This is a genomic window from Enterococcus sp. DIV1298c (assembly GCF_017316315.1).
Classification (GTDB): Bacteria; Bacillota; Bacilli; order Lactobacillales; family Enterococcaceae; genus Enterococcus_B; species Enterococcus_B mangumiae.
The window spans coordinates 1-24,691 of the sequence record NZ_JAFLWG010000018.1; the positions used below are offsets into that span (position 1 = coordinate 1).

The following is a 24,691-nucleotide window of genomic DNA, read 5'->3' on the forward strand; positions in this document are numbered from 1 at the left end:
CGTTAAATGTTAAAATAAGTAGCTGTAAGGGAGGTTAGAGGATGTATTCTAATTTAGATGACTTTTTAGAAAATGATAAAAGTGTTGAAGAAAAAAAAGATATGGTTAATGAGATGATCGGTATTCTAGATGTTGATCAGCTATCACAAGTTATTGAGTTTTTAAGTGGCCCCTTTTTTGCCAATAAATTGAAAGATTATTTACTAGATTCTAGTTTACCAGATATAGAATCGAAGGAATTTTTATTTCTTATTCAAGCTGAAAAATATAATGGTAATATAGTGAGAAAAATGATGAATGAAGTAGGTATTAGTAACTATTATTTAAATAAATTCATTCACAAGTATAAATTACAAGAAGTATCAAGTGGAATTTATATTTTTCCACATAAAAACATAGATGCACCATTTTTATTTCAATCTCAATATTCTAAAGCAGTTATTTCACATGAATCGGCTTTGTATATGCTAGATTTGAGTGATGTGATTCCGAAAAGAACTATTGTTAGTTTGCCAAAGGATTACAAATTCTCTCAATTAGAAAGAAATTCAAATGATTACATTAAGATTTATAATGGAGTATACAATAATAATAAGGCTCTTGTTTTGAGTTATTATGAAAATGATCCCATATTCGTAACGAAAAATAATCCAATAGGAAGTACCCAGATCGTTTTAAAAAAATCAATGAAGAATAACCTTGTTCGAGTCACATCAGCAGAGAGAACTATAGCAGATATATTGGCTCCTAAATCTAATATAGAAGAAGAGGTTAAACATGAAGCTCTTAGAAGATATTATGATTTATATCACCGAGATAGTAACCGATTGAGAAGAATAGCGCACAAACAAGGTGTATTGAAGGAACTAGACAAGTATTTGTGGGAGTTGCAACTATAAGAAGGAGGCAGTGACGGATGAATTCAAACAGACTAAAAGACATAATAAAGACTAGGAATTCAGGAATAAGTGTTGAAGAGTACAGGATAAGATACGCAACTGAACGATTTTTATCTAGATTGCAAGAAAGTGACTATAAGGATAACTTTATCCTTAAAGGCGGTTTTTTACTGGGAGCTATTTTTAAAGTAGAGCAAAGAACAACAAGAGATTTAGATACATTATTAAAAGAGATATCAGCAGATAAAATGAATGTAACTAGAGTGCTTGAAAATATTGTTAGTATTGATCTGGATGATGGCGTACGATTTGAGTTGATCAATTTATCAGAATCTCAGCAACAACGTAAATATGATGGTTTTCGAGCCAAATTCAAAATGACCTTTTTAGAAGAAAATTCAATCGTTCAATTTGATCTAGATTTAGGTGTGGGGGACACTATAACTCCTAAAGCAGAAGTTATAGACATACCATTACTTTTCAATGAGAAAAAAGGGGACCATAAATCAATCACTTTGCAGGCTTACCCGATTGAGACCATTCTTGCTGAAAAAACAGAAATAATATTGGATTTAGGAACAAAAAACTCCAGGATGAAAGATTTTTACGATATACATTTGATTTTAAATTATCAATATAAACCGAGTATTACTAAATGTTATAAGGCTTTTGAGAATACATGGTTGTTTAGGCATAAGGAACTGCCTATTGATGCAGAACGGTTCGAGGATTGGTTTTTTATTGTTGATGAAATAATTGCAAATAAAAAAATGAATGATATTTATTGGAAGAATTATATTAAAGACAGAGAATATGCTAAACATCTAAGATTTAAAACTATCCTTAGGCAATTCAAAGAGTATTTAGAAAAATTACATAGAATATACATAGAATAATATGGTATAAAAAAAATAAAAACTACTAGCCTATTGAGTAATCAAATATACCAGTTAAAAGAAAGCTACGGTGGGGCTATCTGTTTTAATTTATCCTGATGTCAAATAGCTGATTAACAACATGTTAAAAAAGTAATATCATGCAAAATATTTTGTTTACTATTACTCCCTTTATATTCGCTACAAATCCATTATAGTCAATTTATTCTTTACAATCACAACTAAAATTATTTTTTGTTATTTTTAAAAAGTGTGATATCTTTTTTTAAAAGGAGTTGATAGTGTGTTTAGAAAATCATTAAATGTTCTTTTTTACGGAGTGTTGTTTTCGATGTTGCTATTTTTGACTGGCTGCTCTAAATCGAATGAGGATCAATTAAAAAACGCCGAGATCGTTCAAGTAACGAATGGTGGAACTTTACAAAACAGAGGAAGTTATACCCTTAAAGAGGGGAATTTAGAAATCATGAAAGAAATCCAACTGACACAAAACCTTGATCAAAATCCCGCTGATTTAAAACTATCAAGCAGTGAAGAAAAAGAAATCAAAAGTTTGCTGACACCTGATTTTACAACCGAAGAACAAGAACTAAAAACGACTGAACTTTTTCAAACGTTTGTTAAAGAAATCAAACATGTCACAGTCGAAGTCAATCAGGAGAAGAAAACGACAACATTAGTCGGGAAGGATTATCGAAAAGAATTCTCTTGGGTAGATGAAAGTGGGAATCGTTTAGCTGACTCACATAAGATTGAATATAGTTTTGTGTCAGAGGATGGGGAATAGTTGAGTAAAGAAAAAATCTGAATAAAGAATGATATAAGCTGAGACCTAGTACTCGGCTTTTTTTTTCATTACCTGAAGCAAAGGATGGAAATAAATATTCTTTATTCGCTCATATTATTCATTTTTAAAGCATAAAATCAAAATAAATTAAATAAATATACAAAAAATAGTTTATTTTTGAAATTTTCATGCTATAATGACAGAACAAAATGAATAAGGGGCGAGACAATGAAAAAGATTTCAGGAATTATTTTATTTTTAGTTACAACATTCGCATTAGGCGCTTGCGGGAATGGGAATGCAGCTGAATCAACCGATCAATTGACGGCGATCAAAGAAAGTGGAGTATTGAAAGTTGCGACGTCTGCTGATTATGCGCCGTTTGAATTTCATACGATCGTTGATGGGAAAGATCAAATCGTCGGATCGGACATTGATTTAGCAAATGCTATTGCCGATGAACTTGGTGTGAAACTGGAGCTTTCAGATATGAGTTTCAATACAGTGTTAGCCTCTTTAAAAGAAGGAAAAGCCGATGTAGCGATCTCAGCAATCTCAGCGACTGAAGAACGCAAAGAACAATTTGATTTCACCGACAACTATTACAATCCGCCACAAGTGCTCGTGATCAACAAAAAAGACCAAGGTACATTAACAAGCATTGATAGCTTAGCAGGTAAGAGCTTAGGTGCGCAAAAAGGTTCGATCCAAGAAGCAGTGATCAACGAACAAATCAAAGAGGCTAAAGTAGTTACAATCGACAAGGTGCCAAATATGGTGATCGAGATCAATCAAGGTTCACTTGATGGAATGGTCGTTGAACAGACGATCGCCGAAGCTTATATCGCTCAAAATCCTAACTTGGTGATCGCTGATATCCCTTTGGAACAATCAGATGATGAAGCCTTTGCTGTTGCTTTACCAAAAGGTAGTACCGAATTACAAGAAGAGTTGAATCGCATCATCAAAAAGTTGAGCGATGAAGGCAAGATCGATGAATTTATCAAAAAAAATCATGAATTAGCTGAACAAACAGCGACAGAATAGAGGGAAGCCGTGTGAATTTTTCGTTTTTAGATAAATACTTACCCTATTTTCTGTCAGGTGCGGTCGTTACGATCGTCATTTCTATTTTGACTGTCATCTTTGGAACGTTGATCGGTTTAGCGATGGCATTGATGAAGCGCTCAAAAGTCAAGCCTTTGAATTGGTTGGCTAATAGCTATATCGAATTATTAAGAGGCACACCGATGCTGTTACAGATCATGATCGGGTTCATTCTATTACAACGTTTCTTTCCAGCTGTTGACTGGTCAGTAGGTATTTTGACGATCGACTTAGGTCGTTTGATACCTGGGATCATCGTTTTATCACTAAATTCTGGCGCATATGTTGCTGAAATCATTCGTGGAGGAATCGCGGCTGTCAATATGGGACAAATAGAAGCTTCCTATTCGTTAGGGTTACGTCCCATACAAGCGATGCGTTATGTCATTTTCCCACAAGCGTTGAGAAATATTTTGCCACCATTAGGAAATGAGTTTGTCACATTGATCAAAGATTCTTCCCTGCTGACAGTGATCGGTATCAATGAATTGATGGGATCTGCTCAAATCGTGATCTCAAACTCTTATATCCCATTAGAACCTTATTTTATTGCCGCAGGGTTATACTTCGTTATGACTTTTGTGACTTCGCGGTTGTTGAGTAGTTGGGAGAAAAAACTCGGTAAAGGGTATCAACGTTAGGAGAGAACAACGTATGGAAAAATCAATATTGACGATCAAGCAGTTAAATAAATCATTTGCAGAAACAGAAGTGTTGAGAGGTATTTCTACTACTATTTCAGCAGGCGAGGTCGTGGTGATCATCGGCCCTTCAGGTTCAGGAAAAAGTACGTTTCTCCGCTGTTTGAATCTACTCGAATCTCCTACAGCGGGTACGGTGGAGTTTGAAGGAACGGATATCACGCATAAACAGCATGATATTTTTAAAACAAGAGAAAAAATGGGGATGGTTTTTCAGCAATTCAATTTATTTCCCAATATGACAGTATTAGAAAATATCACTTTATCACCAATCAAGGTGAAAAAAATGCCAAGAAAAGAAGCCGAAGCGATTGCTTTGGAGCTATTGGCAAAAGTCGGATTGTCAGACAAAGCGGCTGCATATCCGTACTCTTTATCAGGTGGACAGCAACAGCGGATTGCGATTGCGCGAGCGTTGGCGATGCAACCTGATGTCATGTTGTTCGATGAACCTACTTCGGCGCTTGATCCAGAAATGGTCGGTGAGGTGCTCTCCGTTATGTTGCAACTAGCACAAGAAGGAATGACGATGGTTATTGTCACTCATGAAATTGGCTTTGCAAAAGAAGTGGGGGATCGGATCATTTTTATGGATCAAGGACAGATCCTTGAAGAAGGAACACCTGACGAAGTATTTGAACGAACGAGTCATCCTCGGACGATCGATTTCTTAGCAAAAGTCTTATAGTCAGAAAAGAGATAAGAGACAGGAAGATTTGGATGCTTGTTTCGAGTCTGCCTGTAGATGATGATTTTTGTCCTCAAGCAATCTAAAAAAATGAATACAAAGAATCCCTGTGAAAATCAGCAACCAACTTCCCCAATAATAGGAAACTATTTTGGAAGTTGGGTGCTGATTTCTTGCCGCTGATTACTTCTGTCATAACCATACGTAAAAGGTTTGATGTATAGAGGTAGTTTTTTTTTAGATTTTACAGTATAATATGGGGTTGAGGAGTACATTTCGTGCTCCTTCATTTTTTGCAGATGAGGAGACAACATGTTTTCAAATTATAAACCTACATGGATGGTAGAAGCCGTCTATAAAATTACCCCTGCACAACTGAAAAAACTAGGGATCAAAGCCGTTTTAACGGATCTTGATAATACACTGATTGCTTGGAATAATCCAGACGGGACAGAAGAATTGTTCAGTTGGATTTTAGAAATGAGAAATGCGGGTATACCAGTAGTCGTTGTTTCTAACAACAACTCAGAACGGGTAGCTCGTGCAGTTGAAAAATTTGAGCTGCTTTATGTCGCAAGAGCATTGAAACCTTTACCAGTCGGCATCAATAAAGCGAAGAAAATGTTAGATTTGGCAGATGAGGAGATCATCATGGTCGGTGATCAGATCATGACCGATATTCGTGGCGCCAATAGTGCCGGTATCCGTAGTGTCTTAGTCAAACCAATCATTGATACAGATAGTTGGAAGACGAAGTTCAATCGGTTCTGGGAGCGTAAGATCATGAATTATTTAGTAAAGAAACATCCAGATATGGATTGGCGAGGTGGCATTGAATGAACGAAGAATTACAATGTATCGGTTGTGGTGTGATGATCCAAACAGAACACCCTGATGAGTTAGGCTACACACCAAAAGCCGCGCTTGAAAAAGGGCTGGCAACAGGTGATGTCTATTGTCAACGTTGTTTTCGTTTGAGACATTATAATGAGATCCAAGATGTGTCATTGACGGATGATGATTTCTTACGATTACTAAATGAATTAGGACAAAAAGACGCATTGATCGTGAATGTAGTCGATATCTTTGATTTTAACGGATCATTGATTCCTGGCTTACATCGGTTTGTCGGGAATAATCCAGTTCTTTTAGTTGGAAATAAAGTCGATATCCTACCTAAATCATTGAAAAAATCAAAAATGATCCAATGGATGAATGAGCGCGCCCATGAAGCAGGGTTAAGACCTGTCGATGTCTTATTGACAAGTGCGAAAAAAGCACCTGAGATGACGACGCTACTTGAGAAGATCGAAGAATATCGTGAAGGCCGCGATGTATATATCGTTGGTGTAACGAATGTTGGGAAATCGACGCTGATCAATCAGATCATCAAAAACACGGCAGGGGTCCAAGAAGTGATCACCACGTCGCAATTTCCAGGAACGACGTTAGATAAAATCGAGATTCCATTAGATGATGGTCAGTTTTTGATCGATACCCCAGGGATCATCCATCGTCATCAAATGGCGCACTATCTAGGCAAAAAAGATTTACGGATCATTGCACCGACGAAAGAAATCAAGCCTAAAGTGTATCAGCTGAATGAAGGCCAAACGCTTTTCCTTGGTGGATTAGCTCGATTCGACTTCATCAGTGGGAAACGTGGTTCATTTATTGCCTATGTATCAAATGATGTCAACTTGCATCGGACAAAATTGGAAAAAGCAGATGCTTTTTATGAAAAACATGTAGGTGGATTATTGCAACCACCACGTCCAAATGAAGTCGGTGACTTCCCTGAACTTGTTCGCTTTGAATTTTCTGTCAAAGAAAAGACAGATATCGTCTTTGCAGGACTAGGGTGGATCACTGTGACAGAACCGGCAGTCATTGCAGGTTGGGCGCCAAAAGGGGTACACGTGTTAAGAAGAAAAGCACTCATTTAAGAAAGAAGGAAAAGCATGAGTTTAAGAGGAAAGCAAAAACGATTTTTACGTAGTCAAGCCCATCATCTACAACCGATTTTTCAAATCGGTAAAGGTGGAGTCAATGAAGCGATGATCGTTCAAATCGAAGAAGCCCTTGAAAAAAGAGAATTGATCAAAGTATCATTGTTACAAAACACAGACGAGATCGCGGAAGATGTGGCACAAGTATTAGAACAAGCCATCGCATGTGAAGTGGTACAGATCATCGGACGCGTACTTGTTTTATACAAAGCTTCGACCAAAGAAAAATATCAACGGATATCTAAAGAAGTACATGCAATCTAAGGAGTGACGAAGATGAAATCGCAAGCGAGATCCTTTGTTCGACCTCAAGTATTTCCAAAAGAAATGCCCCATCTTTATGAAAAAAGAAAACAGGTGGGGATCTTGGGAGGAACTTTCAACCCTGTGCATCTGGCCCATTTAGTCATGGCAGAACAAGCAGGACAGAATTTAGGACTAGACCATGTCTGTTTAATGCCTTCCTATCAACCACCTCATGTGGATGAAAAGCCAACAATACCGGCAGAACACCGCTTAAACATGCTTGAACTTGCGATCGAAGACAATCCTTTTTTAACGATTGAAACGATTGAGATCGAACGAGGTGGCAAGAGCTATACGTATGATACGATGAAGGCTTTGACGCAAAATAATCCGGATACGGACTATTATTTTATCATTGGTGGCGATATGGTCGAATATTTGCCAAAGTGGTACAAAATCGATGAATTGTTGACGATGGTCCACTTTGTAGGAATCCACCGTCGCGGTTATCAAGTGGAAACACCGTACCCAGTGATCTGGGTCGATGTTCCGGAAATCGATTTGAGTTCGACAAAAATACGGCAGAAGATCCAACAAGGTTGTTCAGTCCGTTATTTGGTCCCAGATAAAGTCTTGGATTATATTCAGAAAGAAGGCTTGTATCAACATGAATTATAGTACAGATTATACGGCATATACTCGAGAAGTCTTGATGCAAAAAGTCCAAATGCGAATGAGTGAGCAACGGTTCAAACATGTCTTAGGTGTCGAACAAACGGCGATCGCTCTTGCTGAAAAATATGGCTGCTCACCAGAAAAAGCAAGCATCGCTGCACTGACACATGATTATGCGAAAGAACGACCTGATGATGAGTTTAAACTAGTCATCGAACGGGATCACTTTGATCCTGAGTTGCTCGCTTACGGGAATGCCATTTGGCATGGCTTGGTCGGTGCATCTTTTGTGGAGCGGGAACTAGGCATCACGGATGAGGAGATCTTGCAAGCCATTCGTGTGCATACGACGGGAGCGGCTGAGATGTCTTTACTCGATAAAATCATCTATGTTGCTGATTACATCGAGCCTGGACGTTCTTTTCCAGGTGTTAAAGAAGCTCGTGAACTTGCGATGATCGATCTTGACGAAGCAGTCGCATTCGAAACCAAACATACTTTAGCGCATCTGATTGCGCAAGAACAACAAATATATCCAAAAACAATCGAAACATACAATCATTGGGTAGCAAAATAGCTAGCCAATATAGGAGGAAATCATCATCGATAGTAAAGAACAATTAAAAATCGCTGTTCAAGCAGCTGATTCAAAACGTGCAGAAGATATTTTAGCTTTGGACGTCCGTGAAGTCTCATTGTTGGCTGATTATTTCATGATCTGTTCAGCAAACAGTGAACGTCAAATCAATGCCATCGTGGAAGAAATCATCGAAAAAGAAGAAGAAAACAAGTATGAAGTAAAACGTGTAGAAGGAAAAGAAGGCGGCAAATGGATCCTGATCGACCTTGGTGATTTGATCATCCATGTCTTCCATGCACCAGAACGTGGTTTCTACAATTTAGAAAAGCTATGGTCAGACGCACCACTTGTCGACTTGAACGAATGGTTGGATTAAAATGGCATACGAAACATTTGCTTTTATCTACGATGAAGTAATGGACGACGGGTTATATGATCAATGGTTGGCTTTTTCTAAACGGCATTTACCGGAAACAACTAAAAATATCCTTGAACTTGCATGCGGTACTGGCGCATTAGCGGTCGCTTTTGCCAAAGATGGCTACAATGTGACTGGTTTGGATCTGTCAGAAGAAATGCTGATGATCGCCAGTCAACGGGCCTACGAAGAAGAAGCAACAGTGCAATTTGTGGAAGGGAATATGTTAGATCTTTCCGAAAGTGGACAGTACCAAGCAATCACTTGTTTCTCTGATTCTTTATGCTATATGCAAAATGATCAAGAAGTGCAACAAGTCTTTGATGAGGTATTTCAGGCATTAGAAGAGAACGGTCGTTTCTTGTTTGATGTTCATTCCGTTTATCAGATCGATCGAGTGTTTCCAGAGTATAGTTATCATTACCAAGGAGACAATTTTGCCTTTCTTTGGGATAGTTATGCTGGAAAAGAAAAACATAGCATTGAACATTATTTGACATTTTTCGTCGAGTCTCAAGAAAAAGAAGGTACGTTTATTCGTGAAGATGAACTACACCAAGAACGCACGTATCCGTTAGAGAATTACTTGCATATGCTGGAAAATAGTGGCTTTGCGAAAGTTGAAGTATGTGCTGATTTTACAGATGAGACACCTAACGAAGAATCAAGACGCTGGTTTTTTGTTGCTCATAAGGACGAAAGCGATACAGACGAACTGTAGTTAAAAATAAAAAGAAGGGACGGCTGGATCATAAAGCTTTGTCTCTTCTTTTTTACTAGATGGAAGGAGGAAAGAAAATGAAAGTTTGCGGCATCATTGTGGAGTATAATCCATTTCATAATGGGCATCTTTACCATGTACAACAAGCTAAGGAACAAACTGGGGCAGACGTGGTGATTGCGGTGATGAGCGGAAATTTTTTGCAACGAGGGGAACCGGCGATCATTGATAAATGGCAACGTGCAGAAGTGGCGTTGCACTACGGAGTAGATCTAGTGGTAGAACTACCGATCGAATGGGCGGTACAATCGGCTGATTACTTTGCGAAAGGTGCAGTTCGACTATTGCAAAAATTAGGTTGTGATTATTTATGTTTTGGCACAGAGGACGAGAAGGCGTTTGATTATCAAACATTTGGAACGTTTGTCATGCAACATCAAGATCAAATCACTAAAGCTTTCCAAGCGTTGCCTGATCAGACGATGAGTTATCCGCAAAAGATGACACAAGTATTCAAACAAGTCTATCCAGAGATCTCGCTTGATTTTTCCTCACCTAATCATATCCTAGGGTTGAGCTATGCAAAAGAAAATGCGACCTATGAACATCCGATGAAATTAATCCCGATCAATCGTAAAGGGGCAGGGTATCATGATAAAGAATTGTCTGAAGAAACGATTGCTAGTGCCACGGCGATTCGTAAAGCACTAACAGAACATCGCTCGATTTCTGCCACAGTCCCCTCAGAAACAGAGACGTTTTTAACGACAGGAAGTTTACAAACATGGGCATCCTATTGGCCCTTGTTAAAATACCGACTTCTTTCCTCCACGGTCGACTCGTTGCAACAAATCTATCAGATGACGGAAGGCATAGAAATTCGAATGTTAGAAGCGGCAAAGACTGCCACTACGTTTGCTGAGTTTGTCGAACAAGTCAAAACAAAACGTTATACTTGGACGAGGATCCAGCGTTTGTCTTGCTATGTATTGTTGAATATCCGAAAAGAAGAAATGAAGGAACAACAGTTACAAGAATATATCCATGTGCTGGGCTTTACATCAGCAGGTCGTGCATGTCTCAAAAATAAAAAAGCATGCGCACTCTTTTCTAAAATCGGCAAAAAAGAAGCGCAAGTAGCAAAACTACTCGTTCGCAGTGACGAAATCTATCGCTTAGGTGGCGAGGTAGCGGAACAAGTATTTGGGCGAAAACCAGTCTTTATTGAAACGATCGAAGAGAAAAAAAGCTTCACATAAACCTGATTCACAAGTATAATGAAACAGGACGTTTTGTGTGTTCCCGCACGAATCAAAAGTATCTATCTTATATCAAATCAGAAAGCGAAGTGAAACTATGGGACGTAAATGGGCCAATATCGTAGCTAAAAAAACAGCTAAAGATGCAAACAACAGCCGAGTTTATGCGAAGTTCGGAATTGAAATCTATGCAGCAGCAAAATCAGGTGACCCTGACCCACACGCTAACCAAAAACTACGTTTCGTCATTGAACGCGCTAAAACTTACAATGTACCTAAACATATCATTGATCGAGCAATCGAAAAAGCGAAAGGTTCAGGAGATGAAACTTACTCTGAATTGCGCTATGAAGGATTTGGACCAAATGGCTCAATGGTCATCGTTGACACGTTGACTAACAATGTGAACCGGACAGCCGCTGATGTGCGTGCCGCATTCGGTAAAAATGGTGGTAATATGGGTGTATCTGGTGCAGTTTCTTATATGTTCGATAATACGGCGATTTTCGGTTTTGCCGGCGAAGATGCAGATGAGATCTTAGAGTACTTGATGGAAAAAGACATCGATGTGCGTGATGTCATGGAAGAAGATGGACAAATCATCGTTTACGGTGAAGTGCCTGATTTCCACAGTATCCAAGAAGCACTAAAAGAAAAAGGCATCACTGAATTTTCTATTGCTGAGATCCAAATGATCCCTCAAAATGAAGTCACATTGACTGGTGAAGATTTAGAAAAATTCGAAAAAATGATTGACGTATTAGAAGACCTAGAAGATGTTCAACATGTCTTCCATAATGTAGCGTTAGAAGATTAATAGAGGAACACTGATAAAAAGGGCTTGAAAGAACCATTTTCAAGTTCTTTTTTATTTTCTTTGAAAGACTAAGCAGTTGTTATCATACCCAAAAACCCAATGTCATGTTTTACTTTCGATCTTTTATCTCTCCATTTTTTCTGATAAAGGAACTTTTCGGTGAGAGTGAAAAAAGAAGCAGAGGCTTAAAAAGTTTAGAAAAGACAACAAAGAAGTCGTAGTAAAATTAAAAATTGCGTGTTATTTGTTACAGTTTTTTTGTGATTTATTATCATTTCTATTTCAACCTGTGTTATTATTAAAGTATCGTGAGTAAACGAATAGTAATTTGATGTAGGCGGGGAAAGAATAATGGAAGCAAAAATTAATCTAGAGCCTTTCGAACGTATTCTAAGCGGTTACCAAAAAGTAGAAGAATTGGCAGTCAATATCGCTGATTGCTCAAAGCTTGCTCAAAAATATGCACCTTATGGCGTAGAAGGTTATCGTTTAGGAAACTATATAGGCACAGGCTATTTGAATCGTTATCTAGAATGTATGGTTGATCGGGCACCTATGCTGATCTATAAAAAAAAATATTTGATTCCATTGCTTTTTCGACGTTCTGACTCAGCATTTCAGTTGTTTGAAGAAGATTATCGAATGGAAGCTTTCTTTTTATTGTTGGACTGGAGTCTGAAGCATCAACCAGAAAAGATATTGATTGAAACAAGCACAAAAATGGCACCAAAAAAAGAGACAGTCATCGATACTGCTTATCTGGCCTTTCGTGTCTCAGAAATATTGGACAGTGGCGGCTATCCGATCAGCAATTTCCAGACGGTCGAACAATTCATGGATTGGAATCGTATTTATCGTTTGATCGATAATGGCGGGATCGGTCGACACAGCAAGGTGTTTGACCCAGAATATCCGGAAAATATCGAAGAACTGCGAATGATCGTCTCACTTGTTCGTTTGAAATACCCAAACACAGAATTGATGTTGTGATCGATAGATGAATAAAAAACAGAGATTTTCTACACGTCATGTAGAAAATCTCTGTTTTTTTATGCAAAGAATCAATCTAAAGCGAGAGACTCATAATGTTCAGTAGCCAATGTTTGCAGAAAAGAAGCATCTTTAGCGGATGTAAAGAGGATCAATTCATGCATGGCGCGCGTACACATCGTATATAAAATCTGTTTGTCATGGCCAGAATTAAAATGTGCGTCATCCACATTCCACAAAAAGACTCGGTCAAATTCTAATCCTTTGGCTAGATAAGCCGGGAGAAGAATAATCGAACGTTTCATAAAATCAGATTCATCCGCAATCAACTGGACTTGGTCTTTTAATGAAGCCGGCAATTGTTCATAAAGAGTTTCACATTCAGCGATTGTTTTGCCAATGATCGCAGTGCGCCAATATTTTGCTTGTTCTTTCGTCTCTGTGATCGTTTGTTCCAACCACTGGATTTTACTTGAGGCTGAATCACTTTGGACGATCAATGGCAAACGTCCTTCCCGAGCGGTTGTTTCTACCACATTATCATGTGCTAAGAAATGATTCGCAAAATCAGTGATCTGTTTCGTTGAGCGATAGCTCGTGGTTAACTGAAACTGTGTCACTTCTTTTTCTGGGAAAAGCGCCTCTAACGAACCAGTGATCGTTTCATTACCAAAGACATTTTGATTTAGATCTCCACAAAATGTTAGGTTAGCATTTGGATAGATCGATTGGAGCAAAGCGACTTGTGAAGGTGCGAAATCTTGCATTTCATCGATGAAGATATACCGTGCTTTTTGAGTGACTGATACAGGATGGACACGGCGCATCAGTAGAAAATATAAAACGGCATCTTCTTGTGGGAGCTCTCTGGTACGTAAATTCGTCTTGACTACTTGTAGGTGTTCACCCCAAGCACTTTCGCTGACGCCATGTGACGTTAACAGCTCTTTAGGCACTGTTTGTAGAAAGTGAAGAAACTGTTTGGGTAAGTTGACAAATTGATACTGCAAGATCCCACGATGAACTCTACGAAACCTTTTTTTCACGATTTGGTTCGCTAATTTTTTGAGCAATGATCTTTCTTTTTGTTCGGTGTATTCTAAGTTTGGATCGGTGGCATATAGTTCTTGGAGTTGCTCTTCTGCAAGCTCTTTGACCCATTTCTGACGAGTTTCATCCTTTTGCAGTCCGCCTAGTTTTTTCAATAGTTTTGTTTGCAGCAAGGACAGGCGTTGATGCAAGGGGAGTAATTCATTTGTTTCTTGATACCATCTTCGAATCGCTTCTTTTGATAAAATGGTTCGACCATTGATTTTCATTTCACGGAACAAAGGACCAAAATCAGTGATTGTTTGAATGTAAGTATCGAGATGCTCAACGAAAGTCAAGCCAGATTTCAATGTTTTGATCGGATCATTGTCACCAGAGAGAAAACCGACTTCTTGTTGTTCTTCCTCTGTCAAATCAAATTCAGGCAACAACTGTTGTAAATAATTTTTGAATGTTTGTGTCGGTACACCACTTTCACCTAGAGAAGGTAAAACAGTGGAGATGTAATCAGAAAATAGATGATTCGGCGAGAATAATAAGACATTTTCGGCATCTAACCATTTTCGATTGTGATAAAGAATAAACGCAATTCGTTGAAGTAACGCTGAAGTCTTACCGCTGCCAGCGATCCCTTCGATCAGCATGACTTTACTGTTTGTGTCACGAATGATTGCATTTTGGGCTTTTTGGATCGTGGAAACAATGTTCTTCATATGAGCGCTAGAAGCATCATCTAAAATCTCTAACAGAAAATCATCATTGATGACTTCGGATGTATCGACCATCGAGACGATTTTCCCATCAACGATCTTGAATTGTCGTTTCAATAGCAGTTCCACATCGATTTTTTCTACATCGGTTTCGTAAAAAGCAGGGCCGATTTCCCCTTCATAATAGAGGTTAGCGATTGGCGCACGCCAGTCGATCACGATCGTTTCTTCATCCGTATCTCTTAATGAAGCGATACCTAGATAGAGGGTTTCTTTTTCTGTTTCTTCTTTAAAATCAATGCGGGCAAAGTAAGGATTTTCTTTCATCACTTCTAAAGTTTGTAGGCGTTTTTGTTGCGATTCTAATGTGTGGTACTTTAAAAGTAGTTCTTGTTCATGTTGGCGGTATTCGACTACTGACTCATAAAAAGATTCGTTAGAGCCACTACGTATTTTGTGATTCGCTGTTTCCTTTGTGGAATCATTCATTTTTTCTGTCAAGTCGCTTAATTTGCGATTTAATAGGCGTTGTTCTAATTGGATCATTTGAGTGGTTTCTTCCACATGCTGTTGTTCTAATTGTCTTTCATTCATTGCATCGTTTACTCCTTCCGCCGTAAATAACGAATTAAAAGTATAGCACAGATTGATTAAAAAAGGTACATCGGAGAGTCAACTAAAAATAATCGTAAAGTATTTGAGAGTGATAGTTGTTTTCATTTAGGGGTTTTTAGTTTGAATGGCCTAAGAGAACAGGTATTCTAAAGATGGAGAAAGGAGCTGAACGAAATGACACATTATAAAAAATTTGCGATGACACTACTGATCGGTGTGGTGGCACTGGTCAGTGAGTTTATGTTCGATCGTCCTCGCCTTGCGTTTATCATCATTGCTGTCACAGGCGGTTCACTCGCCTTCTTGATGTTTATTGAAATGATCAAAACGCTACGTTCAGGAAAATATGGCGTAGATATCTTAGCAATCACCGCAATCGTTGCGACGTTGCTTGTCAATGAATATTGGGCGAGTTTGATGATTTTGATTATGCTGACAGGTGGTGAGAGTCTGGAAGACTATGCGCAGAAAAAAGCGGGTCAAGAATTACAATCTCTATTAGATAATACGCCGCGAACTGCCCATAAATTGGAAGGAGATAAACAACTCGATGTTTCAGTAGATGCACTTGAGGTTGGCGATCGGTTGGTAATCAAACCAGGAGAAATCGTTCCGGCTGATGGACGAGTGATAAAGGGCGAATCTACTTTTGATGAAGCGTCGCTGACGGGTGAATCGAAACCGATAGTCAAGAAGATTGATGATGAATTGATGTCTGGTTCGGTCAACGGCGATTCGTCTGTTCAGATGATCGTTGAAAAGCGGGCAGAAGACAGTCAGTACCAACTCATCATCAAGCTTGTGGAGGAATCGAAAGAAAAACCAGCACGCTTTGTTCGTCTGGCAGATCGTTATGCTGTTCCTTTTACATTGATTGCTTACGTGATCGGTGGAATTGCTTGGTGGGTCAGTGGGGATCCTGTACGCTTTGCGCAAGTTTTAGTTGTAGCATCGCCCTGTCCATTGATTTTAGCTGCCCCTGTCGCTTTAGTGGCGGGTATGAGTCGTTCAAGTAAAAGCGGGATCGTGGTCAAAACTGGGACTGCTGTTGAAAAATTAGCTGAAACAAAAACGATTGCTTTTGATAAGACAGGAACGATCACCAAAGGTATTCTTGCAGTCACTGGCGTTGATCCAGTTTCTCAATTTTCAGAAGCGGAATTATTGCGCGTGGCAGCAAGTGCGGAACAAGGTTCTGCTCACATCTTAGCCCGTTCTTTAGTTCAAGCAGTTCCACAACTGTTACCAGTCACTGATTTAAAAGAAATCTCAGGGCAAGGGATCGAAGCAATAGTCGAGGGACGTCATGTCAAAGTAGGAAATGCAAAGTTTATCGGCGTACCTGAATCTAAAACCGATACAACTACGATCTATGTGGCGATCGATGAAAGATATGCGGGGACGATCTATTTCTTTGACACGATTCGCCCAGAAGCAAAGGAAACGATTGCGAACTTGAAAGCACAAGGGATTCAAGATTTGTTGATGATAACAGGAGATGGGCATACGGTTGCCGAAGCAATTGCTGAGAAAGTTGGCTTGACTGAAATCCATGCTCGTTGCTTACCACAAGATAAGTTAACGATTTTAACTAGTATCCCCGAAGAAAAGCGCCCTGTCACCATGGTGGGAGATGGTGTCAATGATGCGCCTGCCTTAACAGTAGCTGATGTAGGCATAGCCATGGGGGCACATGGTTCTACCGCAGCAAGTGAAAGCGCAGATGTTGTCATTTTGAAAGATGACTTGGAGCGAGTCGCCGAAGCAGTGATGATTTCTAGAGATACGATGAAAGTAGCGAAACAGTCTGTTTTGATTGGTATTTTTGTTTGTGTCTTTTTGATGCTTGTTGCAAGTACAGGAGTCATTCCAGCATTGTTTGGTGCCATGCTCCAAGAAGTTGTTGATACAGTTTCCATTTTAAGTGCGTTGCGTGCCAAAAAATCCTCACCTCAAAAACGAAATCGGGTCATCCCGCAAAATTAAGGACAAAATCGCAAGAAGGACTTTTCAGCAAAATCTTTTTACGGTATGATGCAAAGAGAGAAGTAACACTTGATCAAACAAAAAAAGAACCGTGAGAGGAAGTTGAAAACATGCCATTCGTACATGTCGAATTAGTCGAAGGACGTAGCCCCGAACAATTAGAAAACATGATGAAAGATATTACCGAAGCTGTCCACAAAAATACGCAAGCACCAAAAGAACACATTCATGTGATCATCAACGAAATGAAAAAAGGCACATATGGTGTCAATGGTGAATGGAAAAAATAAGTTGATTCGAGACTTGATTTTTTTAAACAATAGTGGTTAAATAAATTCATAGATGATTGATGAGAAAGACAACTGAATTTGAGAGTCTTCGATAAGAGAGGAAAAGCTAGGCTGAAAATTTTCCAGAAGAAAACCAAAGGATGACCACTTTCGAAACCTTTGTTGAAACAAAGGCGGTCGTACCGTTATCACGCTTGAGGAATACGAACATCGTATTCAAAATTAGGTGGAACCACGAATTTTTCGTCCTAGTATCTGTATAGATACTAGGACTTTTTTTATTAGTGGTAAAACAAAAATTAAAGGAGGAATCCCCTATGATAAAAATGACATTTCCCGATGGTGCTGTAAAAGAGTTTGCGCCAGGGATCACAACTGCAGAGATTGCAGAAAGTATTTCTAAAAGTTTAGCAAAGAAAGCCTTGGCTGGTAAAGTGAATGGTGAACTGATCGACTTGAACCGTGGGATCGAAGAAGATGGCTCAATCGAGATCGTGACACCAGATCATGAAGATGCCCTTGCTTTGGTTCGTCACTCAAGTGCTCACTTGATGGCACAAGCAATGCGTCGCTTGTATCCAAATATCCACTTTGGTGTAGGACCAGCAATCGATTCAGGGTTTTATTACGATACAGACAACGGCGAAAACCAAGTCAGTGCCGAAGATCTACCAGCAATCGAAGCAGAAATGATGGCGATCGTTAAAGAAAACTTGCCAATCGAACGTCGTGTGTTATCAAAACAAGAAGCATTAGAAATCTTTGCAAGCGATCCTTACAAAGTGGAATTGATCAGTGAATTACCAGAAGATGAAGTGATCACTGCATACCAACAAGGAGAATTCATCGACCTATGCCGTGGCCCACATGTCCCTTCAACTGGACGTATCCAAGTCTTTAAATTATTATCGGTTGCTGGTGCTTACTGGCGCGGAAATTCAAATAATCAAATGATGCAACGTGTCTATGGAACAGCATTTTTTGATAAAAAAGCTCTTAAAGAATTTATCCAAATGCGTGAAGAAGCCAAAGAGAGAGACCATCGTAAATTAGGAAAAGAATTGGAGCTATTTATGGTAGCACCTGAAGTTGGTTCAGGCTTACCATTCTGGTTACCAAAAGGTGCAACGATCCGTCGTACGATCGAACGTTACATCGTGGACAAAGAAATCAGCTTAGGCTATCAACATGTGTATACACCGATCATGGGTGACGTTGAGTTATACAAAACTTCAGGACACTGGGACCATTACCAAGAAGATATGTTCCCACCAATGGATATGGGAGATGGCGAAATGCTTGTTTTACGCCCGATGAACTGTCCACACCACATGATGGTCTATAAAAACACGATCCATTCTTACCGTGAATTACCGATCCGTATCGCCGAACTTGGTATGATGCACCGTTATGAAAAATCAGGTGCGTTATCTGGATTGCAACGTGTACGTGAAATGACATTGAACGATGGCCACACATTTGTCCGTCCAGATCAAATCAAAGATGAGTTTAAACGTACGTTGGAGTTGATGGTCGCTGTCTACGCAGATTTCAATATCACAGACTATCGTTTCCGTTTAAGCTATCGTGATCCAAACAATACAGATAAATATTTCGATGACGATGCGATGTGGGAAAAAGCACAGATCATGTTAAAAGCTGCGATGGATGAAATGGAGCTTGAGTACTTTGAAGCAGAAGGAGAAGCAGCCTTCTATGGACCAAAATTAGATGTTCAAGTAAAAACAGCCTTGGGTACAGAAGAAACATTATCAACGATCCAATTGGACTTCTTATTACCAGAACGCTTTGATTTGACTTACGTGGGAGAAGATGGCGAAAACAACCATCGACCAGTCGTTATCCATAGAGGAATCGTTTCAACGATGGAACGCTTTGTCGCTTACTTGACTGAAGTATACAAAGGAGCATTCCCAACTTGGTTGGCACCGATCCAAGCAACGATCATCCCAGTTTCGGTTGATGCGCATGGCGATTACGCTTATGAAATCAAAGAACGTCTACAAATGAAAGGCTTACGTGTAGAAGTCGATGACCGCAATGAAAAAATGGGCTATAAGATCCGTGCGTCACAAACACAAAAAATTCCATATCAAATCGTTGTTGGTGACAAAGAAATGGCAGATGCAACAGTGAATATCCGCCGCTACGGAAGTAAAGAAACAGCTGTAGAAGATTTGAATATTTTTGTTGATGCGATGTCAGAAGAAGTTCATAATTACAGCCGTTAAGACGAATTTTTAAAAAGTTATAAGTGAATACAAAACGGGGAGGACAAAAATGTTCTTCCCTGTTTTTTTTATCTAGCTGATCGTTGCTGATGGGAAAAACGAAATCATGGTAAGATAGAAGTAGCTGAATAAAGAAGGAGAAGAGAATGTACCAGCCAATCCAACCGCATCATCTATTCCATAAAGAATACGAAGAAAAAATCAACTATACAGAAATATATCTCCCTGACTTAGCAGATGTCTTGGTGTGTATGTGGGAGTCGATTGCAATTGATTTTAGTGGCACGATGAACGATGTGATCATCGCTGATGGTTGCAGCGATTTGATTGTGAATGTCTTGGAAAAATCTGTTTTTTATACCGGTTCAAGTAAAACTGACTTCAACTTTATCTCGAATTTTCCCGAACACTATATTGGTTTTCGTTTAAAGCCAGGTGCTTTTTTTGCACTGACTGGCCGAGAGGCAACTGAGGCAATGGATAAAGTATTACCGCTTGAGGAAGTGGCGCTTGATTTTGATACGACACAATTTTTTACTCTTACGATTGAAGAAATGAAAGAAACGCTGATTGGCCATCTGTCTGGTTTAGCCGAACTGATTATCAATAATGAATACATCAAGCTGTTTGAAGATTTATATGTAAAAAAAATGTCATCTACTCAAGAATTGTATGAGTATATGGGCTTGAGTCCACGCCAAGTCCAGCGCTTATTCAAAAAGCACTACGGTCTCACGCCGCAAATGGGGCTATCGATCATCAAATTTCACCATAGTTTGACGATTTTATTCACACAACCAACGGATCGAAAAGTGCTTGTTGAAAATTATTATGATCAATCTCATTTTATCAATGAGTTCAAAAAAAATATCGGCCTCACACCGAGTGAATTCATAAAATTAAGCGAGCAGCGAAAAATGTCGCTTCTATCCAATACGTTACTTCGTTGAGTTGTTACAATGAGAGTAACTTATAAAAGGAGTGGTCGATAGATGAACTTTAATCAGGCAAAAATAGGTTTAGTGATTCAAAAAGATTATGCACGATGTTATGACTTCTACACAAAAAAATTAGGTTTAGTCCCTACATGGGGAGATAGCAAAGGTCCGTATACGTCATTTGCAATGGCTGAAGGAGAACCTAACTGTTTTGATATGACTTTGGCAGAAGAAATGTCTTTGATCAATGGCTACACGCCATCTGTTGGAGAAAAAGCATCTGATACAGTAGTGATTACGCTCCCTACGAAAGATATTCAAAAAGATTATCAGAAGTTAAAGGCAAATGGCGTGATTTTTTTAGGTGAGCCACAGAAAATGGAGACTTGGGGCGGCTTTATGAGTGCCTACTTTAGAGATCCAGAAGGTAATTTATTTGAACTAAATGATGGTTTTTAGGCATTTAAAAAATGTATAAGAAAGAATCCAAAGTACAAGTGATATCTGAGTTCACGCGTATTTAGGGTTCTTTTTTTGCCGAATGAATGTTTTTGATTTTCTTGTTCCGAAGCAGATTTGTTTTCCTTTGAGTATGCTATAATCATATAGACTGATAGAAAAAAGGAAGTGTAGCAGATGAGCGTAATTAGTCGTATCGAAAGTATGATGAATGAGTATTCCTCGGCGGAAAAAAAATTAGCCGATTATATCGTGACACATGTAGAAAAAATTCCGATGATGACAGCTAATGAATTAGCAGAAGGTGCTGGGGTAAGTGCCCCTACAGTGGTTCGCTTTTCTAAAAAACTTGGTTTTCAAAGTTTGACGGCTTTCAAAATCAATGTTTCTACGGAACTACAAGCCGGTATTGTAGAAGGCTTTAGTGACATCGAACCGAACGAGTCATTTTATTCGATCAAGCATAAGTTAGGAAACAATGCGCAAGTGGCGATCAAAGAAACCGTGGATATTTTAGAAGAAGAGATGATCCAACGTGTCGTGAAACGTCTGGAAGAAGCCCAGACCGTTTATCTCTATGGAGTAGGTGCGTCTTCTTTAGTTGTGGAGGACATTCTCCAAAAATGGTCTCGTGTAGGAAAACCGATCATTTTTGAAAAAGATATCCATGTGTTATTGCCACAACTAGTAAGTAACGATACTAAAAAAGTACTTTGGCTTGTTTCTAACTCTGGGAACAGCAAAGAAGTAGTGATGCTTGCTCAGTTAGCGAAAGAAATAGGGATCGAGGTCATCGCCTTGACACAATTTGGGAACAACCAATTAAGCAAATTGGCTGATGTCGTTGTCCAAACATCAAGACCTAAAGAGATCACGAATCGTAGTGCGGCAACAAACTCTTTGCTGGCGCAATTTGCAACGATCGATATCATTTTTTATTTCTACATGGCGAAGAATGAAAAATTGACCGACAAAGTCATGCAAACCAAAGAAGCAATCAAGAATTATGTCAAACGAAAATGAAATAACAGATGGTAGTTTTCCACAATGTCAGATTAGTTTCCATTGTTTCACGGTAAAAGAAAACTTTATTTTCAAAAACAACCATATTTTTTAAAGATTTTTAAAGTTGTTTTTTGTGACACATTTCTTGTTTGTGAAACAAATCGGGTTTTTTCGAGGTGAGAATTAAAGAATTTCTTGCGGATTGGGATTTTACTTTTTAATTTTGTTTTTTTTAGGTACAATGGAGGCACTATGACATGAGTTATCTGTCGTCCCCTCAAATCGAAAGAACGGTGTTCCGGAAGCAACTCTTTCAAAAATAAGTCCTGCAACGCCAAAATATAAGAAGATATTTTAGGTTTGCAATGCTTATTTTTCGTAGTTGGATGCTTCTGTTACAACCTTGCAAAAGATAGGAATGATGAAAAGTTTTATGAAAAAAAATACAAATAATTCTTGGTTAGATCGAATAAAAAAAGGGACTCAAGAACCGAAAAACAAGACGTTTCGTCGTTCACACGTTCCTTTTCGTTTAAATTTTCTTTTTTTCATTATATTTACGTTGTTCGTGTCATTGATTGCTCGATTAGGTTATTTGCAGATCGTGAACAGTGAGACATTAGAAGCGAAAGTCAAATCTTCTTCATCTTTGACGGTGCAAGTCAGCTCACCTCGTGGGATGATCTATGATGCGACTGGAAAAGCACTAGTGACGAATCAAGCCAATCAGGCGATCACATTTACGAGAGGCAGAAACATGACAGCCGAGGACTTGCTGAAAACAGCAAATAAACTGACGCAATTGATCGACATGCCAGTAGATGAAAATTTGACGACTCGTGATAAGAAGGATTTTTGGTTAGCTGATCCTGCTCACTTGAAAGAGGCGACCGAACGTTTGTCGGCGAAAGAAAAAGAGTTGAGTACTAGTGAACAATACCAGGCAACGGTAGACAAAGTGACAGATGAGGAAATCAATTTCAATGAAGAACAGTTGAAAGCCGCAACGATTTTCAAACGAATGAATAACGCTTATGAATTGAATACAGTCTTTATCAAAAATTCTGATGTGACAGATCAAGAATTGGCGATCGTAGCAGAACACGCTTCAGATCTTCCGGGAGTTTCAACAGGAACTGACTGGGTACGCCAGTACAATGCGGCGGATTCAATAAAGAGTATCCTAGGAAGTGTGACTTCAGAAAGACAAGGATTACCGGCTGATCAAGTGGAAGAATTTTTGGCAAAAGGTTATTCACGTAATGACCGAGTGGGTCAAAGTTATTTAGAAAAACAATATGAAGATGTTCTGCAAGGAACAAAGACACAATATGAAGTGACGTTAGATAATAATGGAAATGTGATCCAACAAAAAGAACTTTATGCCGGAGAAAAAGGCTCGAACTTGATGTTATCGATCAATGCAGAGTTCCAAGCGAAAGTCGAAGAGATTCTTCGAAACAATTATCAAAAATTAGTCGATAATGGCAAAGCCCAATATTCACCAGGTGCCTATGTCGTTGCGATGAATCCACAAACGGGTGATGTTCTGGCAATGGCTGGTTTTAGCCATGAACAAGGTTCAAAAGATTTGACTGAAAATGCACTTGGTACGATCACCAATGCGTTTGTTCCAGGATCTGTCGTGAAGGCAGGGACGTTGGCAGCCGGTTGGCAAAGTGGTGTGATCAGTGGCAATCAAGTATTAGTTGACGAACCGATCAGACTGCAAGGCTCTTCTGAAAAAAGTTCCGTCTTCAATCGTAGCGGTTCCGTACCGTTGAATGTCGTTCAAGCGCTAGAGCTTTCATCAAATACGTACATGATCAAAGTCGCTTTAAAAATGCTAGGATTAGAATACGTACCGAATATGGGCTTACCTAGTTTGAGTGAAGAGGCACAAGCATATGAACAATTGCGTGAGGGCTTCAAACAATTCGGACTTGGAACGATCACAGGTATTGATTTACCGAATGAGTCTGCGGGGATTTCACATTCTGTTGAGTCCATGAAGAAATTCAATGAGGATAATGGCCAAGACTGGTTCACACCAGGTAACTTTACCGATTTGGCATTTGGACAGTTTGATACGTATACACCGATCCAATTGGCGCAATATGCTTCAACCGTCGCAAATGGCGGAAAAAGAATCCAACCTCGTCTGGTCAAAGGAATCTATGGCAATGACGAGAATGGTAATCTGGGCGAAGTGAAAAAGGAAATGGAACCAGTTGTTGAAAATACAGTGGATATCTCACCTGAAAACATGGCGCTTTTACGTGAAGGTTTCCATCAAGTGGTTCATGGCACAAATGCCTACACAACTGCTCGCTCATTAGCAGATGCAAAGATGGATCTTTCTGCTAAAACAGGGACCGCCGAAACGGTTGCTGAAGGACATCCCGATATTGCAACGGTCAATAGTAATATCGTTGCATATGGCCCGACAGAAAATCCTGAGATCGCGGTAAGTGTCGTATTACCAAATCTTCTAGATGAAAAAGATAAGATGAATTCGATCATTGCAAAAGAGATCATGAATGCTTATTACGATATGTTCATGGCAAATAGATAAAAAAATAGTTCAGAAGAT

At 39.1% G+C, this 24,691-nt stretch carries 24 protein-coding genes; 23 read left to right on the forward strand and 1 reads right to left on the reverse strand.

Annotated elements, in window-relative coordinates; translation table 11 throughout:
- Nucleotides 1–41 precede the first annotated feature (41 nt).
- The 16 genes from JZO83_RS05290 to JZO83_RS05365 all read left to right on the forward strand — a co-directional run bounded on the left by JZO83_RS05290 (nt 42) and on the right by JZO83_RS05365 (nt 12,793).
- Nucleotides 42–899 carry a hypothetical protein gene (locus JZO83_RS05290; RefSeq protein WP_207115155.1) on the forward strand — a complete coding sequence of 286 codons (858 nt, stop codon included), beginning with the start codon at nt 42–44 and terminating at the stop codon, nt 897–899.
- A gap of 17 nt (nt 900–916) precedes the next feature.
- Entirely contained in the window at nt 917–1,795 is an 879-nt protein-coding gene (locus JZO83_RS05295; RefSeq protein WP_207115156.1) for a nucleotidyl transferase AbiEii/AbiGii toxin family protein, read from the forward strand.
- Nucleotides 1,796–2,078: 283 nt separating this feature from the next.
- A complete protein-coding gene (locus tag JZO83_RS05300; protein WP_347401507.1) occupies nt 2,079–2,582 on the forward strand; it encodes a hypothetical protein in 504 nt (167 codons plus the stop codon).
- Between the two features lie 228 nt (nt 2,583–2,810).
- Nucleotides 2,811–3,629 carry a transporter substrate-binding domain-containing protein gene (locus JZO83_RS05305; RefSeq protein WP_207115157.1) on the forward strand — a complete coding sequence of 273 codons (819 nt, stop codon included), beginning with the start codon at nt 2,811–2,813 and terminating at the stop codon, nt 3,627–3,629.
- Between the two features lie 11 nt (nt 3,630–3,640).
- Nucleotides 3,641–4,330, forward strand: coding sequence for an amino acid ABC transporter permease (locus JZO83_RS05310; RefSeq protein ID WP_207115158.1), 690 nt, complete (start codon nt 3,641–3,643; stop codon nt 4,328–4,330).
- Between the two features lie 13 nt (nt 4,331–4,343).
- Nucleotides 4,344–5,078, forward strand: a complete 735-nt coding sequence (locus JZO83_RS05315; protein WP_242542443.1) for an amino acid ABC transporter ATP-binding protein — start codon at nt 4,344–4,346, stop codon at nt 5,076–5,078.
- A 312-nt stretch (nt 5,079–5,390) separates the two neighbouring features.
- Nucleotides 5,391–5,918, forward strand: a complete 528-nt coding sequence (locus tag JZO83_RS05320; RefSeq protein ID WP_207115159.1) for a YqeG family HAD IIIA-type phosphatase — start codon at nt 5,391–5,393, stop codon at nt 5,916–5,918.
- Complete coding sequence (gene yqeH / locus JZO83_RS05325) at nt 5,915–7,024, forward strand: ribosome biogenesis GTPase YqeH (RefSeq protein ID WP_206858366.1); 1,110 nt, start codon at nt 5,915–5,917, stop codon at nt 7,022–7,024. The genes JZO83_RS05320 and yqeH overlap by 4 nt, the downstream gene beginning before the upstream one ends.
- Before the next feature lie 15 nt (nt 7,025–7,039).
- A complete protein-coding gene (gene yhbY / locus JZO83_RS05330; RefSeq protein WP_207115160.1) occupies nt 7,040–7,351 on the forward strand; it encodes a ribosome assembly RNA-binding protein YhbY in 312 nt (103 codons plus the stop codon).
- A 12-nt stretch (nt 7,352–7,363) separates the two neighbouring features.
- The gene (locus JZO83_RS05335) at nt 7,364–8,011 is read left to right on the forward strand and encodes a nicotinate-nucleotide adenylyltransferase (protein ID WP_206858379.1); all 648 of its coding nucleotides are present in this window, start codon (nt 7,364–7,366) and stop codon (nt 8,009–8,011) included.
- Nucleotides 8,001–8,585, forward strand: a complete 585-nt coding sequence (gene yqeK, locus JZO83_RS05340; protein ID WP_206858386.1) for a bis(5'-nucleosyl)-tetraphosphatase (symmetrical) YqeK — start codon at nt 8,001–8,003, stop codon at nt 8,583–8,585. Before JZO83_RS05335 ends, yqeK begins: the two co-directional genes overlap by 11 nt.
- A gap of 19 nt (nt 8,586–8,604) precedes the next feature.
- Nucleotides 8,605–8,964 (forward strand): ribosome silencing factor, encoded by a 360-nt coding sequence (gene rsfS, locus JZO83_RS05345; RefSeq protein WP_206858452.1) that lies wholly within the window; start codon nt 8,605–8,607, stop codon nt 8,962–8,964.
- Between the two features lies 1 nt (nt 8,965).
- Nucleotides 8,966–9,727 (forward strand): class I SAM-dependent methyltransferase, encoded by a 762-nt coding sequence (locus JZO83_RS05350; RefSeq protein WP_207115161.1) that lies wholly within the window; start codon nt 8,966–8,968, stop codon nt 9,725–9,727.
- Nucleotides 9,728–9,804: 77 nt separating this feature from the next.
- Nucleotides 9,805–10,986: a nucleotidyltransferase gene (locus tag JZO83_RS05355; protein ID WP_207115162.1), complete on the forward strand. Its 1,182-nt coding sequence runs from the start codon at nt 9,805–9,807 to the stop codon at nt 10,984–10,986.
- 97 nt (nt 10,987–11,083) lie between these two features.
- Nucleotides 11,084–11,803, forward strand: a complete 720-nt coding sequence (locus tag JZO83_RS05360; protein WP_207115163.1) for a YebC/PmpR family DNA-binding transcriptional regulator — start codon at nt 11,084–11,086, stop codon at nt 11,801–11,803.
- A gap of 351 nt (nt 11,804–12,154) precedes the next feature.
- Complete coding sequence (locus tag JZO83_RS05365) at nt 12,155–12,793, forward strand: hypothetical protein (protein WP_206858396.1); 639 nt, start codon at nt 12,155–12,157, stop codon at nt 12,791–12,793.
- Nucleotides 12,794–12,864: 71 nt separating this feature from the next.
- Here JZO83_RS05365 and helD read toward each other — a convergent pair whose 3' ends face one another.
- Nucleotides 12,865–15,147 (reverse strand): RNA polymerase recycling motor HelD, encoded by a 2,283-nt coding sequence (gene helD / locus JZO83_RS05370; RefSeq protein WP_207115164.1) that lies wholly within the window; start codon nt 15,145–15,147, stop codon nt 12,865–12,867.
- Nucleotides 15,148–15,342: 195 nt separating this feature from the next.
- Here helD and JZO83_RS05375 point away from each other — a divergent pair, with 195 nt between their 5' ends.
- The 7 genes from JZO83_RS05375 to JZO83_RS05405 all read left to right on the forward strand — a co-directional run bounded on the left by JZO83_RS05375 (nt 15,343) and on the right by JZO83_RS05405 (nt 24,673).
- Nucleotides 15,343–17,154 (forward strand): heavy metal translocating P-type ATPase, encoded by a 1,812-nt coding sequence (locus tag JZO83_RS05375; protein ID WP_207115165.1) that lies wholly within the window; start codon nt 15,343–15,345, stop codon nt 17,152–17,154.
- Between the two features lie 110 nt (nt 17,155–17,264).
- The gene (locus JZO83_RS05380) at nt 17,265–17,444 is read left to right on the forward strand and encodes a 2-hydroxymuconate tautomerase (protein ID WP_002287649.1); all 180 of its coding nucleotides are present in this window, start codon (nt 17,265–17,267) and stop codon (nt 17,442–17,444) included.
- 317 nt (nt 17,445–17,761) lie between these two features.
- Nucleotides 17,762–19,696, forward strand: a complete 1,935-nt coding sequence (gene thrS / locus JZO83_RS05385) for a threonine--tRNA ligase (protein ID WP_206858401.1) — start codon at nt 17,762–17,764, stop codon at nt 19,694–19,696.
- 146 nt (nt 19,697–19,842) lie between these two features.
- Nucleotides 19,843–20,646, forward strand: coding sequence for a helix-turn-helix domain-containing protein (locus tag JZO83_RS05390; RefSeq protein WP_207115166.1), 804 nt, complete (start codon nt 19,843–19,845; stop codon nt 20,644–20,646).
- Between the two features lie 42 nt (nt 20,647–20,688).
- Complete coding sequence (locus JZO83_RS05395) at nt 20,689–21,093, forward strand: VOC family protein (protein WP_206858412.1); 405 nt, start codon at nt 20,689–20,691, stop codon at nt 21,091–21,093.
- Nucleotides 21,094–21,270: 177 nt separating this feature from the next.
- Complete coding sequence (locus JZO83_RS05400) at nt 21,271–22,116, forward strand: MurR/RpiR family transcriptional regulator (RefSeq protein WP_206858414.1); 846 nt, start codon at nt 21,271–21,273, stop codon at nt 22,114–22,116.
- A gap of 400 nt (nt 22,117–22,516) precedes the next feature.
- The gene (locus JZO83_RS05405; RefSeq protein ID WP_207115167.1) at nt 22,517–24,673 is read left to right on the forward strand and encodes a penicillin-binding protein 2; all 2,157 of its coding nucleotides are present in this window, start codon (nt 22,517–22,519) and stop codon (nt 24,671–24,673) included.
- Nucleotides 24,674–24,691: the final 18 nt, after the last annotated feature.